Source organism: Methanobacterium sp. (assembly GCA_039666455.1).
In the GTDB taxonomy this organism is placed as follows: Archaea; Methanobacteriota; Methanobacteria; order Methanobacteriales; family Methanobacteriaceae; genus Methanobacterium_D.
The window spans coordinates 1-13,960 of record JAVSLW010000056.1; the positions used below are offsets into that span (position 1 = coordinate 1).

13 protein-coding genes and 1 rRNA gene are annotated in these 13,960 nt (G+C 34.9%); 11 read left to right on the plus strand and 3 right to left on the minus strand.

The features are described from left to right. The first annotated feature begins 8 nt into the window (after window positions 1–8). Both rrf and PQ963_11010 read left to right on the plus strand, forming a co-directional pair. Window positions 9–126 (plus strand): 5S ribosomal RNA (rrf, locus tag PQ963_11005). Between the two features lie 519 nt (window positions 127–645). Then, entirely contained in the window at window positions 646–1,539 is an 894-nt protein-coding gene (locus PQ963_11010; GenBank protein MEN4030188.1) for a prenyltransferase, read from the plus strand. 318 nt (window positions 1,540–1,857) lie between these two features. Here PQ963_11010 and PQ963_11015 read toward each other — a convergent pair whose 3' ends face one another. Both PQ963_11015 and PQ963_11020 read right to left on the minus strand, forming a co-directional pair. Continuing rightward, complete coding sequence (locus PQ963_11015) at window positions 1,858–2,808, minus strand: magnesium transporter (GenBank protein MEN4030189.1); 951 nt, start codon at window positions 2,806–2,808, stop codon at window positions 1,858–1,860. 224 nt (window positions 2,809–3,032) lie between these two features. Then, entirely contained in the window at window positions 3,033–3,203 is a 171-nt protein-coding gene (locus PQ963_11020; GenBank protein ID MEN4030190.1) for a hypothetical protein, read from the minus strand. A 161-nt stretch (window positions 3,204–3,364) separates the two neighbouring features. Here PQ963_11020 and PQ963_11025 point away from each other — a divergent pair, with 161 nt between their 5' ends. The 6 genes from PQ963_11025 to thsA all read left to right on the plus strand — a co-directional run bounded on the left by PQ963_11025 (window position 3,365) and on the right by thsA (window position 9,059). After that, window positions 3,365–3,919, plus strand: a complete 555-nt coding sequence (locus PQ963_11025; protein ID MEN4030191.1) for a hypothetical protein — start codon at window positions 3,365–3,367, stop codon at window positions 3,917–3,919. Window positions 3,920–4,214: 295 nt separating this feature from the next. Next, entirely contained in the window at window positions 4,215–4,772 is a 558-nt protein-coding gene (locus tag PQ963_11030; protein ID MEN4030192.1) for a hypothetical protein, read from the plus strand. Window positions 4,773–4,890: 118 nt separating this feature from the next. Next, a complete protein-coding gene (locus PQ963_11035) occupies window positions 4,891–5,718 on the plus strand; it encodes a hypothetical protein (protein MEN4030193.1) in 828 nt (275 codons plus the stop codon). An 80-nt stretch (window positions 5,719–5,798) separates the two neighbouring features. Next, window positions 5,799–6,302, plus strand: a complete 504-nt coding sequence (locus PQ963_11040; GenBank protein MEN4030194.1) for a hypothetical protein — start codon at window positions 5,799–5,801, stop codon at window positions 6,300–6,302. Window positions 6,303–6,408: 106 nt separating this feature from the next. Then, complete coding sequence (locus tag PQ963_11045) at window positions 6,409–7,233, plus strand: hypothetical protein (protein ID MEN4030195.1); 825 nt, start codon at window positions 6,409–6,411, stop codon at window positions 7,231–7,233. A 188-nt stretch (window positions 7,234–7,421) separates the two neighbouring features. Further along, window positions 7,422–9,059, plus strand: a complete 1,638-nt coding sequence (thsA, locus tag PQ963_11050; GenBank protein ID MEN4030196.1) for a thermosome subunit alpha — start codon at window positions 7,422–7,424, stop codon at window positions 9,057–9,059. 171 nt (window positions 9,060–9,230) lie between these two features. Here thsA and PQ963_11055 read toward each other — a convergent pair whose 3' ends face one another. Beyond that, window positions 9,231–10,277, minus strand: coding sequence for a PQQ-dependent sugar dehydrogenase (locus tag PQ963_11055; protein ID MEN4030197.1), 1,047 nt, complete (start codon window positions 10,275–10,277; stop codon window positions 9,231–9,233). 248 nt (window positions 10,278–10,525) lie between these two features. Here PQ963_11055 and cas10 point away from each other — a divergent pair, with 248 nt between their 5' ends. From cas10 to csm3, 3 genes are all read left to right on the plus strand, one after another. Then, the gene (gene cas10 / locus PQ963_11060) at window positions 10,526–13,006 is read left to right on the plus strand and encodes a type III-A CRISPR-associated protein Cas10/Csm1 (GenBank protein MEN4030198.1); all 2,481 of its coding nucleotides are present in this window, start codon (window positions 10,526–10,528) and stop codon (window positions 13,004–13,006) included. Window positions 13,007–13,010: 4 nt separating this feature from the next. Next, window positions 13,011–13,454, plus strand: coding sequence for a type III-A CRISPR-associated protein Csm2 (gene csm2, locus PQ963_11065; protein MEN4030199.1), 444 nt, complete (start codon window positions 13,011–13,013; stop codon window positions 13,452–13,454). A 4-nt stretch (window positions 13,455–13,458) separates the two neighbouring features. Next, a partial coding sequence (gene csm3 / locus PQ963_11070; GenBank protein MEN4030200.1) for a type III-A CRISPR-associated RAMP protein Csm3 occupies window positions 13,459–13,960 on the plus strand: 502 nt, incomplete at its 3' end.

Here is a 13,960-nt window from a genome sequence, read left to right on the forward strand (position 1 = left end):
ATCACTGGCACGGCGACCATAGCGGAGGGGCCACACCTGGACTCGTTTCGATCCCAGAAGTAAAGTCCTCCAGCGATTTGAGCTGTACTGTAGTGTTTCTATGGGAACCTCAAGACGTCGCCGGCCTTTCTTCTTACAAGCTGTACATTATTTCAAAAATCTTTATTTTAATAAATATATATAACATAATAATAATTTCACGAAAGTGAGTGTTGTAGGGATCTTAAACTTTTAAAAGATCCAAACAAAAAATATATCTTAACAAATTACAAAGTATTCATTGTCATATCATCATTTGACTGGTGCCTACGGTCCTTCTATGAGGTTGGCTGAGCCTTCTGTGATTAGGAGAAACCCAGCACTGGACAGACTGCCTGCTTCGAGGGTTGCTCGGGGAGGAAAGGGTTATCTACCTGTGAACCAGTGAGTTAGTATGCAGGCAACAAACTTTTAATTTGCTATATTCCACATTTTAAAAGGAATTGTTATTGATTAAATTTTCGATAGCTTTCTATTTCCAAAAATCTGCTCAGCACCTAATTTTAGATTTCTATCAAGAAAAATATTTATATATTACTATATCTAATTAATAGTATGAATTATGATAGGGAGACTATAATAAAAATCATTAAATTAGGAAGACCGATGTTTTTACTGGACGGATTTTTGCTTTTTGTTATAGGATCCTTATTAGCTATTCTTTTCAATGCTGAATTTAGTTTAACCAAATTTATAATGGGATATTCAGTTCTGTTACTATGTCACCTTGCTGTTCATTATAGTAATGATTATTATGACTCTAAAACAGACAGCTTCTTTGGACCGAGTCCAGTTTCAGGAGGTAGTGGTATACTAATTGAAAATCCAGAATTAAAGTCATTTTCAAAAAAATTTGCTATTGCACTTAATTTTTCTTCAATAATACTTGCAGCTGTTTTTACATTTATTTTTTCATACCCCATTGAATTCTTCTTGTTAGCAGTATTTGGTAATTTTTTAGCCTGGTTTTATACTGCCCCTCCTCTAAAGCTATCATACAATCGACTTGGCGAATTTTCAAATGCACTCTATGGAATTTTACTACCTTCTGCAGGATTCTTTACTTTAATGGGGACATTAACTGTTCCTATGTTAATTTTCACTATACCTCTTGCTTTTTCAAGACTCTTTTTAACTAATAGTGCTAATATTCCAGATATGGAAGGGGACAAATTAGGAGGTAAAATCACTTTGGTTGTAGCTAACGGCCGTAAATTTGGTTTTAAGCTTATTGGAATTTCTGCAATAATAATGACTATATCATTTAGTCTTATTTCATTTACCGGATTTTTCCCTTCAATTTTAGATTTCAAGATGCTTACATTTATTTCATTAATTCCCTTAAGTTTAGGAATAATAGGGCTGCTAAAAATGCCTTTAGATAGAAAAACAGCTACTAAATATGCTACATTTAATATTAAATCCATATTTTTAACTGGCATTTTAATTAATAGCTATTTTATATTTCTGATATTCTTTAAAGGATTTCAATTGGAGTAAGTGCTGACCCTCTTAAATTGAACAGAAAAAGAAATAATGAGAGAAATCTTATATAGATTGGAACTTTTTTTTTGAAAATTTTGTTTTCTTCTAACTGGTCCGGGGATGAGTTTCATATTACCTGATAGTCCTTTTTTAAGTTCTTTAGCAAGTGCCATCCCCGCAAGGTAAGCATCTTCATTTTCCGGAAGGTGAAGAGAAGCACCTGACCGTAAGGATGGATATCTTGCTCTTTTTTCTGCAAATTACCGTATGCAGCACATTTACAATCATTCTCCAGGCAGCAATGGCTATTGAGTAGTGAAGGATCAATGCTTTTTATAAGAAGTCCAGGAACAGGATAGCCACCGTGAAGTAGATAACTAAAGTGGTTATATCACTGATTATGGTGGCAAGAGGTCCTGTGGCAACTGCTGGATCGTAATTAAACCTTTTAAATACCAAAGGAAGGAAGGTGGAGATAGAAACAGCCGCAATTATGCTTAAAAACATGGAGAAACCAACTATGACTCCTAAAAAGTAGGTGCCCCAGCCAATGGTTGCAACCAGGCTGATTAGTATTCCGCAGATAATGGCCAGCATGGCTGCGATTTTAAATTCTCTTAAAATGTAACGGCTCACGGAAAGTTCCGGGTTGATAGCTACACTTCTAATGATTAAAGCTTCTGATTGGGTTCCCACCGCATCGCTCATATATACCAGGACAGGAATGAAGGCAGCTAAAACCAGAAATTTACTTAAGACATCCTCAAAACTACTTACAACTGAAGCTGCCACAGTTCCACCCAGAACACCGATTATAAGCCAGGGCACTCTTGATTTTATCATCACTGATGCGTTAGAGCTTATGGAGTTGTATTCATCACCTACTCGGTGGAATATACCTCCGAATCTAAGAATATCATTTTTAACCTCTTGATTAAAGGTTTTAAGTATTTTATCAAAGGATACTATCCCCAGTAGATGGGTTTCATCATCAACCACTGGCAAAGCTTTCAGTCCATGGGAAAGAGCCAGATAAACTATTCTTTCCTGCTCAGTTTCGGGATTGACTGTAATCAAATCCCTTTTCATAACATCTTCCACGCGTGTATCATTGTCTTGAGTACTGAAAACCTTCTTAATCGAAATTATACCCTGCAGTAGATTTTCATCATTCACCACGTATACGTAATCTATGGTGGCAAAAACATGAGCCTTCTTGGCGAGCATTTCTTCAACATCCCCAATGGTTTTTCCCACATTTATACAGGGAAAGTTGGTACACATCTTAGTATCATCAGGAGACATAATTTTAAACTATACATGTAATGTATTAAATTATTTTGTTTTCTCTGCCTGGTGGATGTCAGAACAAAAAAAGTATGTGCCTTACCACAGAAAATAGAGAATTCCTGCAACATTTCGCATCCAGAGGAAAAAGATCTGCAAGACATTGGAAATACCGGTTCTTTCTTTTATTCTCCTTGCAGCATCAATATTCATCTTGAAATTTAATGCAGAACTGGTGAATATAAGAAATATTTTTTGCTCTGGTCATACAATATTTTATCTGCCCTGGACCATTCTTTATCGTAATGAGCCTCATCAAGGAGAATAAACAGTTCTTTTTTCATATTTACAGGTGTTGTTTCATGAACTTCTTCTAAAAAAACATCTATCACCTCAAATAGCTTAGCCCCTAAATATTTATATATCCTCTTTATAAATAAGAGAATAGTGTCACATATTATAGGGCGTATAGATATATTAGGGTGATTATTTTCACACATGGATTTACATGCAACTTTCTGCAGCTATGATACTAAATCAGGGATGTATTAACATGAATGAGCATGATGGCACAATATTAGCAACACTGCTTTTATTTATGATTGTTATTAGTTTATTTGCTGTTTCTGCAGTGAATATAACTAATGATTCAGCTAACATTACAAATAGCACTGATTCAACAAATCAGACAATTGATGCATCAGTCGATGCTCCTGTTCGGCCCATGTCAGTTTGGGTTAGTCTTACAGTAACTCCTACAAGTGTTAATCTTGGAAGTGTTGATGCAGACGGTGTTGAACGTACATTTACTGGTGTGACAACTGCCCGCATAAGGGCATGGGGATTCAGTGGTAATTTGTTTGTTCGTGCGTCTGGTGATTTTGTAAACAGTGCAAACTCCTCCCAGATAATTCCGTTAAATAATTTTCAATTTGACTGCCCAGGATATGTTACAAAAAGGCCGTTTACCACCACCAATCAGCTTATACATGAGTACAACTATTTTTTAATATATGATGCTAATTATACTATGAATTATTATTTAACTGTGCCAAGATATACCGATCCAGGGGTTTACAGCACAACAGTAATTTACACTGCCACTTAAAGTTTCAAAAGTTTGAAGTCAGTTTCTACACCGGAACTTCTTTATTTTATGGAATTTCATGATTATTAATATTATTATATTTATTTATTAATAAAGGAAGGGAAGTTCAGGGTTAGAATTTTTTTAATGTATTTTTAAATAGTGTTTCACCAAAATAACACAAAAATTATATATATTGGTTATGAATATCACTGTATTATGCAATTGTGATGAATAGGATGTGATTATTGTCACATATTGTTTATCCATTGTAATTAGATTCAATTATTCCATAATAAAATCTGGATGTGAGAAAATGAAACAAAAAATATTGGGCATAGTTCCATTAATGGTGGCAGTGCTTTTAGTGGCAGCATATGCAGCAGGAGACAATCCTGTAGCAGCTAACAATACAACTCAAACTGCAAGTATAAACATTGCAGATGTTCTTGCTCTTCAAACTCTTAGTTTGGTAAACAATAGTTGGGCTAGCACAGATGCAGCAACTGAACTGTACTTTTTAAACAGTACTCTTGGAAATAATACTGTAACTTCTAAATCAAACGGACGAATAGATGTATATCTTAAATCAAGCACCGGATCTAATATTCCAAATACAAATTCCAGCTATTCTAATGATACTTTAAATACATTCCAGTACAGAAGCAATGAGACCGGTAATTTTGTGAACTTCGCTACAACTTTTACAAAGGCAATTAACAACTGGAAAATACCTCAAAATACTGGACCAGCAGGTGCAACTATAAGTATACCATTAAGAGTAAATATACCATCATACACCGACGATGGTTACTATAACTCAACAGTAACATATGCAGCAGTTAGACACAACCGTCCAGCACCTACATGGTAATATAACTAATCTATTTTTTCCCTTTTTTTTATCTGGAGGTGGATTTATCTTCAAACAAATGAAACCATTATCAATTATTATTATATTAATCTTGATCATTAGTCTGCAAGCTCCAGTAATGGCTGGAGGACTTCTTGCAACTCCCTCTACCTTTGGTTATAACTTAAACGATACCAGAACTGTTTCTGGGCAATTTATACTGGAAAATATTGGTAATGTGGATATGAACGTTACACTTGAGGGGAAAAGACTTTTAATGGATAACATTCATCTGGAATTTGCAGATAGTGGAATAGCAAACTGGATTACAATTAATACACCAGCTAACTTCATACTCAAACCTGGAGAGAAGAAAGCAGTGCCCTTTACTATAAATGCACCATCACAATTCAGTTATAATGATGCACTTGGAGCTATCACCGCTAAGGGAGTACCAGTACTTTCAGAAGGGAGTCAGCCCCAATTTGGTGTTCAACAGGCTATTCAACTGGTTATTACAATTGTTGCAGGTATACCTGGTCCAATAATTGAATCTCTGGAACTTTTAGAGCACGATGCGCCAGTTGTGCTTATCTCATACATGCCAGGAGATTTTATGTATCATGTTAGAAATAATGGAACTGTATATGCTAATATGACTGGAAATATTGAAATTAGTGGGCTAATAGGTGGTCAAAAAATTCCAATAGAAGGAGGCGTGTTCCCTGAAGATGATTATTATCTTAAAGCTCAATGGGTTCCTGGATTTGCAGAGTTCGGCATTTACAATGCAAAAACAGTGATTAACTATGGAAGATATAGGCAGGATAAAACTCTGGTTACCAACAATACAATTTTTGTTATTCCAGTATGGTTAATAATTATTTTAATTTTAGCGTTAGCAGTATGGATTATCAGGAAAAAAGAAATTGGATCTCCAGTTAAAATCAAAATTGAAAGGAAATAATAATTTTTTAAACAAATCATATTCCAAATAAAACCGGATGTGAGAAAACGAAACAAAAAATATTAGGTATAGGTCTATTAATGGCCGCAATGCTTTTAGTGACAGCGTATGCTGCAGGAGATAACCAGGTGTCTGCTAACCCTGTAAACCAGCAGGTAATTGTTACAGTACCTGAAGCCATCGCTATTAGTGTTCAAACTCCAGTATCATTTGGCAATGTCTCTGCAGGTACTTACAATGTATCGTCTCCTAATTACACGATAAATAATACTGGAAATGTTAGAATAGACTTATACGCTAAAACAAACGCAACTGCATTTACAAGTAGCACTGCCATTGATAATATACCTATATTAAACAATTACTACATTAAAAACAACAATACTGGCAATTTTGTGCAAGTTTCAACAAGTTCAGTGAAAATATACGATAACATGAATAAGGCAAGTCCGGGTGCAGGCACGCCACATGTCTGGAATACTGCCGGGCAGAGACTGACAATACCTTCATATACTGAAGACGGCACTTATTCTATAGGATTAATTTATACAGCTGTTAAACGTGGTGGTACTGCCCCACCATAAAACTTTTTCTATTTATTTTTTGCTTTTCCCAGCTGAAACCATCAATAATATACTATTTATATAAGTGATTACTATTATTTAGATATAAATCAATTGGAGGTATTTTATGGATATTGGAGATTATTATTCCAGATCTTTTGATGATTTAAAAGAAAACCTGAACATTGTAATTCCATCTCTTGTGGGGACAGTTTTAATAACTTTGATAACGTTAGCAGCTGCTTTAATAATAATGTTTGGATTTTTAGGACCTCAATGGTCTCAATTATTTATTAACGGGATGATTACGCCAGAATCAGTTCCTGATATAACATTAAATGCTGTAATTATTTCTGTACTTGTAATTATCGCTGCTGTAGTTCTTTTACTTCTAATAAATTCATTTATCTACGCTGCAACTGTAGGAATGGCAGAAAAAATACTGGAAGGACAGAAACCTGATCTGGAAGTTGCATGGAAAAAAGGGAAAAAGTATTTCATTAAGGTACTACTTGTGAGTATAATATCTGGCTTAATTGCTGCTGCACTTTTCTTACCACTCATTTTGGGTTTAATACTCTTTAATGTTTCTGATATTCTGGGACTGGTGGTCACATTACTTGGAATAGTTATATTAATTGTGGGTATTATCTTACTGGCACTGGCCTTTATGGTAGTTAACCAGTCTATTGTAATAGGGAAAGAATCCATTATCGGTTCAATTAAAGATAGTATCAATGTTTTTGCAAAAAACAAATTAAAGGTCTTTTTAGTTGCAGGTATTAACCTGGCAATTGCAATGGGTATAAGTTTTGTTTTAGAATTGATCCCGTTTGTGGGATCTTTTTTAAGCATACTTGTTGGAATAATATTAACCCCTTACTTTATTCTGGTAATTACCTATCTTTACATGGATGCAAAAGAGAAACTACCGGGCCAGATCTATCAGTAAAAAATACGTAATTGGAATAATGTATTTAAAAGGTATTTTTTCTTCATTACCTTTTTAAATCATTTAATTTTTGAATCGAAAATTATTTATAGAACCTCTAACCCATTGATAAAATACAAAAGAATAGAGGTTGCGGAAATTATACTATTTCCAAACCACAAAATAAAAAAAAATTTTGAGGTGATATAGTGGCACAATTAAGTGGTGGAAACCAGCCAATTTTAATTTTACCAGAAGGTACCAACAGATTTTTAGGAAGAGACGCTCAAAGAATGAACATCATGGCAGGGAAAGTCCTTGCAGAAACGATAAGAACAACTCTTGGCCCCAAGGGAATGGACAAAATGCTTGTAGACTCCCTTGGAGATATTGTAGTTACAAACGACGGTGTAACCATCCTCAAGGAAATGGATATTGAACATCCGGCTGCAAAAATGCTTGTTGAAGTTGCTAAAACTCAGGAAGACGAAGTAGGCGACGGTACAACAACAGCAGTCATCATTGCTGGAGAATTACTGAAAAAAGCAGAGGGGTTACTTGATCAGGATATTCACCCAACTATAATTGCTATGGGTTACAGACAGGCAGCAGAAAAAGCCCAGGAAATCTTAAATGTTATATCAATCGACGCTGATGACCGCGACACTCTCTTAAAAGTAGCAATGACAGCAATGACTGGAAAAGGAACTGAAAAAGCAAGAAAACCGCTGGCTGAACTCATTGTAAGCGCTGTTAAACAGGTAGAGGAAAACGGAGAAATAGATACTGATCATATTAAAATAGAGAAGAAAGACGGTGCAATTGTAGACGAATCTACACTGGTTCAGGGCGTAATTATTGACAAAGAAAGAGTACACCCAGGAATGCCTTCAAAAGTAGAAGATGCAAAAATAGCACTCTTAAACTCTGCAATAGAAGTTAAAGAGACTGAAGTGGATGCAGAAATCAGGATCACAGACCCTGCACAGATGCAGGCTTTCATTGAACAGGAAGAACAGATGATCAAAGACATGATCAACAAAGTCGAAGACTCTGGTGCAAATGTTTTATTCTGTCAAAAAGGTATCGACGACCTTGCACAGCACTATCTGGCTAAAGCTGGAATCATGGCTGTAAGAAGAGTTAAAAAATCCGACATGGAAAAACTCTCCAAAGCAACAGGCGCTAATGTTGTAACCAACATCGAAGATCTCTCATACAGCGACTTAGGAGACGCTGGAAAAGTAGCAGAAAAGAAAATATCTGGCGAAGACATGATATTTGTGGAAGAATGTAAAGATCCTAAAGCTGTTACCATACTGGTCAGAGGTTCAACCAGCCACGTTGTAGATGAAATTGAAAGAGCAGTTGACGACGCTATTGGCGTAGTTACAGCAACAGTAGAGGATAAAAAAGTTGTTGCTGGTGGAGGGGCACCTGAAATAGCAATATCCAAAGGATTAAAGGAATACGCTGACTCCATAAGCGGCAGAGAACAATTAGCAGTTTCAGCATTTGCTGAAGCATTAGAAATTGTTCCAAAAACACTCGCTGAAAACGCCGGACTTGACAGCATCGACGCTCTCGTTGATCTAAGGGCAGCTCATGAAAAATCACTCTACATGGGATTGGACGTTTTCGAAGGTGATGTACGAGATATGTACCGAGCTGGCGTTGTCGAACCACAAAGAGTTAAAAAACAGGCCATTCAATCCGCTGCAGAAGCTGCAGAAATGATCCTCCGTATTGACGACGTTATCGCATCAACCGGTGCTGGTAGAGGTCCTGATATGGAAGGTATGGAAGGCATGGGCGGAATGCCTGGTGGAATGCCACCAATGATGTAATAAAATTATCTTGCAAAATTGAAAATTTTGCATGTTCTCAAACACAATGTGTTTGAGGGCAACTGTTTTTTCTTTTTTAAATTTAAATCATTAACTTGATGAAAATAATAAATTAGCTTTTATTTTTGCTAAGTAGATATAATAAATGAGAATTTTGGTTAACTTCATTTTTCAGATTTTTATCCTTATAATCTTATCATCACCAGCTTGAGGAATGCCTCTCCCATCTCTATTTGATGTGCTAATGTAAAGATATCCCTCATGAACTACAACTTCTCTGATCCTTCCTAAATTAGTAAGCAGCGCTTCTTCACCAGTTACAGATCTACCATCTGCTGAAAGCGTGATTTTACGTAGTTGCAAACCCCGTAGACATGCAATATAAAGAGCGCCGTTATGATAAGCTATTCCTGATGGGGCAAGGGTGAAATCAGTATAAACTATTAAGGGTTTAATGTAACCTGGTGCAGACTCATTACCTTCGTAAATGGGCCATCCATAATTTCCACCCTTTAAAATGATATTTATTTCATCATTTCTTGTTGCTCCATGATCAGAAGAATACATCTCGTTTGTTAATGGATTCCATGTGATTCCCTGGGGATTTCTAAGCCCATAGGAGTAAACATAATTACCAAAGGGATTATCTTCAGGAACTGAGCCATCTTTATTTAATCTGAGTATTTTTCCAGCTAAGGAATGGGTATCCTGTGCTAAGACACGGTTATTAGCATCTCCTGTTGTTACATACAATTTTCCATCAGGCCCGAATTTTATACGTCCGCCGTTGTGGATTTGTGCACCTGGAATGTTATCAATGAGTATGGTTTCATTTTCTAACCTTTCATTCAAGGTGAATCTTGAAACCATATTTCCATTTTGGCCTGTGCTGTGTAGGTATATAAATTTATTTGTATTGAATTCAGGATCAACTGCAATTCCCAAAAGTCCAGACTCACCTATTTCAACTACATCAATGTTTCCTACTACTTTGGGCGTGCCATTTTCAAGAATACTTACTCTTCCACCGCGCTCTGTAAAGATCATTCTGTCATCTGGGAGAAAATCAATGGCCCAGGGAGTATCCAGATTTTCGGCTAAAATTTCTGTTTCATAACCTTGTTGATTTACAGGTTTAGGTAAAATAAGAAATAAGCCTGAAATTAGAATTAAAATGGCAAAAACAATGATAATAATACTTTTAGTTTTCATTTCCATGCAGCCATCATTTTTTAATGTAATATTAATATTTTAAACTTCATTCATATTAAATCTGTCTAACATTTGAAATATAGAAATATTGCTTTTTAACCTGAGCAACACTTTAAAATCATGAATAATTGATCATGGAAAATTATATAAGATTTACCTTTAAATTTGATGTATGGAACTTTTACAATTATTAATTTGATCCTCTAATCAATACCAAGCTTAATATCTAATCATCTAAAGCTTCAGGTGTAAAAATGAATTTAAAAGAGCTACAATTTGCAGCACTGCTGCATGATATAGGTAAATTTTCCCAAAGAGCAGGAAATACACCCCATAAAAAATATAAAACACTTTCAGAGGAGGATTATGGCCTAACTGGAGCCCATAGCAAATGGTCTGCAACATTCATGTCCAAATTTGATTTTGACATCATGATTGAAGACCTGGTTTTACACCATCATCGCCCTGATAAATCCAAATATCCAGAAATAGCTAAAATTCTGCAAAAAGCAGATCATCACTCTTCTAAGGAGAGATCAAAATCCAGCAGAAAACATGAAGTCAAAAAAGAGCCATTAATTTCTGTTTTTTCTAAAGTGAAAATTGATGAGAATAATCAACCATCTGAGTACTATTTACCTTTGAGAGAATTAAATATTGATAATTTCGATGAAATAAAACCACAAGCCACTAAAAAGGAGATTATGGCTGGTTGGAATCTTCAACCAGATTACAAAAAGCTTTGGGAATTATTTGAGAAAGAAATAGAATCTTTAACAAATAAAGATGACTTTAACACCATTTATTACTTACTTCGAAAATACACATCTCTTATGCCTTCTGCAGCTTACGTGGATCATCCGGATATTTCTTTATTTGACCATTTGAAGACTACAAGTGCACTGGCCACCTGTTTATTCTATTATACTCAAGAAAAAGAATTCAAATATTCTGATAGAGAAGATGCTTACCTTGTAGTAAATGGAGACATATCTGGAATCCAGAAATTTATTTATAAGATTTCTTCTCCACAAGAAGCTCAAAAAGGTATGAGCAAGCGTCTTAGAGGGCGTTCATTTTATCTAAACCTGATAAATGATGCTATTGTAAACAGAATAATAAATGATTTGAAATTAACGCCAGCAAATATCCTTTTTTGTGGCGGGGGTCATTTCATACTGATTTTACCCAATACTCAAAAATCTAAAAACGTTTTAAGTGAAGTTTCAACTGAAATAAATTCAATTTTCATTGAAAAGTTCAATGCCGAGCTTTACCTTGCTATTTCAAATAAATCTTGCGCTGGAGAAGACTTAGAAGATTTTGGTAGCATAATGGATGATTTAGCATTTGAAAATCTTAAAAACAAACGTTCCAGGTTTAAAGAAGTTCTGGGAGATCTATTCAAAAATGAAAATCAAACCCCGTATCAGACATGTCCTGTTTGTGGATCAGGCTATAAATCCAGTGAATTATTTTGTGATGAATGTCTAAAACATGAAACATTAGGAAGAAAGATTGCTAACACTGATTATATTATCAGAGTTATTTCTCCTGAAAATAAAATGGATTTCCAAGAATTAGGAGTTGGATATTACTTTGAACATAAAGGAAATCATCTAATTAATAAATTGAAAGAATTGGCCATTAAATACGAAAAAATAGATGTTTTAAGGCTAAATAGCTCCGATTATTTGAATTTAGCAGAAGAATTAGATGAATATAACAATATTTCTTATGGATTTACTTTTATGGGAAATACAGTCCCTCAACATCCTCTTAAAGGTACTTTATACTTCAGTCATCTGGCAGAAATCAGTAAAGGCACTGATAAAATGGGAATTCTTAAAATGGACGTTGACAACCTGGGTAAAATATTTTCTAAAGGATTAGAAAACCCCTCAATTTCCAGAGTATCCACTTTAAGCTCATTTATGGATCTGTTCTTTTCAGGATACATTAACCACATTGCAGAAAAATACAGGGTTTTAGAAGATATTTGTCCATCATGCCAGGACAATGTAGCTCTTGATAAAATAAAGTTGAGTTTTGGAGAAGAAGAATCAATTGTTGAGGTTTATCGTGAAAAAGAAGGTAAAGTATGTTCTGAATGTGAAAAATCTGCTATTTCTACAATTTACATTACTTATTCGGGTGGCGATGACCTTTTAGTTTTTGGTCCTTATGATCACATCATAGAATTTGCCAGTGAATTACGAAGAGAATTTAAAGAATGGACCTGTCAAAACAGGGATATTAGCATTTCTGCCGGTGTTTTCCTGGCAGGACCTAAATTTCCTGCAGAAAGAGGAGTTAAATTTGCAAATAATTCACTTTCAGTATCTAAAGATTGTGGAAAAGACATGATAACCCTTTTTAATGAGACAGTGCGTTGGGAAACACAGGAACCATATAAAGGATTCAAAGATCTCCTATATTTCGCTTATAAGTTAGAAAATCTTTCAGGTAGCAAAAAAATATCTAAAAGTTTGATTTATTCCATGCTAATGATGTGGCAGGATACTTTCACCCCATTTAAACCTGCTAATAATATTAAAGAATGGAATAAGAACAATAAAATCCGTTTAGAGAAAAAAAGATACGTTCCACTATTTAAATATAAATTAAGGACGGTAAAAAATCTTCAAATTAAAGAAGAAATGAATAGAGAAGGTTTAAAATTCATGCCCTGGATTAAGATTCCTGCTTCCTGGGTAAGTTTAAGGACAAGGTGAGAATATGGTAAATGGACGTAGAAGAAGAAATCAGGATAATCCTGAAGAAATCAAAAAGATTATTGGAAAAATCAGTGCAGTAGACATGTTGAAAAATCTAAGCGCTAAAGAATTTGCTGATGAGGGAGGTTATGCTGATATAATAGCTAAAAACAGCAGCTCACTCAATACCACCCAGCTAAGGAAATTTTTTGGTGCAATAAGAGACCTTGAAAAGAAAAAAGAGTGGAAAGCAATAGAAACTGAGTTTTATCTTTTAAAACCAAAACTAGCCTATGCAGTGGGTAGAGACCTTATTAAAAAACCATTTTACAATTTTATGATGGTTTGTATGGGAAAAGTTGATTTAGGAACAGAAGAAGAAAAGATAGAAAATTTTAAAACAATGGTAAATTTTTTAGAGGCAGTGGTAGCATATCACAAATTTTATAATCCTAAATCCGGGTGAGAACATGTTTAAAGAAAATTATGTTATTTCAGGCGAAATTGTATGTGAAACAGGTATGCATATAGGTGGTGCAAAGGAATCAGTAGAAATTGGAGGCATTGACAGTATTGTAATCAGAGATTCTATATCCAATCTACCTTATATACCTGGATCATCCATTAAAGGAAAGATGAGGTCATTGATGGAACTGAACAGTAATGAGGCAAGTCAAAATATCATTGCATCCAGAGGTCAGGTATGCAAATGCGGTAAATGTTTACCCTGTCATATATTTGGCATCTCTGCTGATGAAGTGGATGGAGGGCAATTGCAGGGACCTACCAGAATTATAGTACGGGACTCATTCCCTACATCAAAAACCATTGAAAAATGGGCAGAAACTGATGATGTGGTGAGTGGAGCAGAGGTAAAATATGAAAATACTCTTAATCGAATTACATCTGAAGCAAAACCCAGAAATCAGGAAAGGGTTCCTAAAGATTCAAGTTTCAATTTTGAAATTATAT

Bases quoted from the DNA above. Each gene is read 5' to 3' on its own strand.
- PQ963_11010 (MEN4030188.1), top strand. From the start codon at position 646: ATGTTTTTACTGGACGGATTTTTGCTTTTTGTTATAGGATCCTTATTA.
- PQ963_11015 (MEN4030189.1), bottom strand. From the start codon at position 2,808: ATGTGTACCAACTTTCCCTGTATAAATGTGGGAAAAACCATTGGGGAT.
- PQ963_11025 (MEN4030191.1), top strand. From the start codon at position 3,365: ATGAATGAGCATGATGGCACAATATTAGCAACACTGCTTTTATTTATG.
- PQ963_11030 (MEN4030192.1), top strand. From the start codon at position 4,215: ATGAAACAAAAAATATTGGGCATAGTTCCATTAATGGTGGCAGTGCTT.
- PQ963_11035 (MEN4030193.1), top strand. From the start codon at position 4,891: ATGGCTGGAGGACTTCTTGCAACTCCCTCTACCTTTGGTTATAACTTA.
- PQ963_11040 (MEN4030194.1), top strand. From the start codon at position 5,799: ATGGCCGCAATGCTTTTAGTGACAGCGTATGCTGCAGGAGATAACCAG.
- PQ963_11045 (MEN4030195.1), top strand. From the start codon at position 6,409: ATGGATATTGGAGATTATTATTCCAGATCTTTTGATGATTTAAAAGAA.
- PQ963_11055 (MEN4030197.1), bottom strand. From the start codon at position 10,277: ATGGAAATGAAAACTAAAAGTATTATTATCATTGTTTTTGCCATTTTA.
- cas10 (MEN4030198.1), top strand. From the start codon at position 10,526: ATGAATTTAAAAGAGCTACAATTTGCAGCACTGCTGCATGATATAGGT.
- csm2 (MEN4030199.1), top strand. From the start codon at position 13,011: ATGGTAAATGGACGTAGAAGAAGAAATCAGGATAATCCTGAAGAAATC.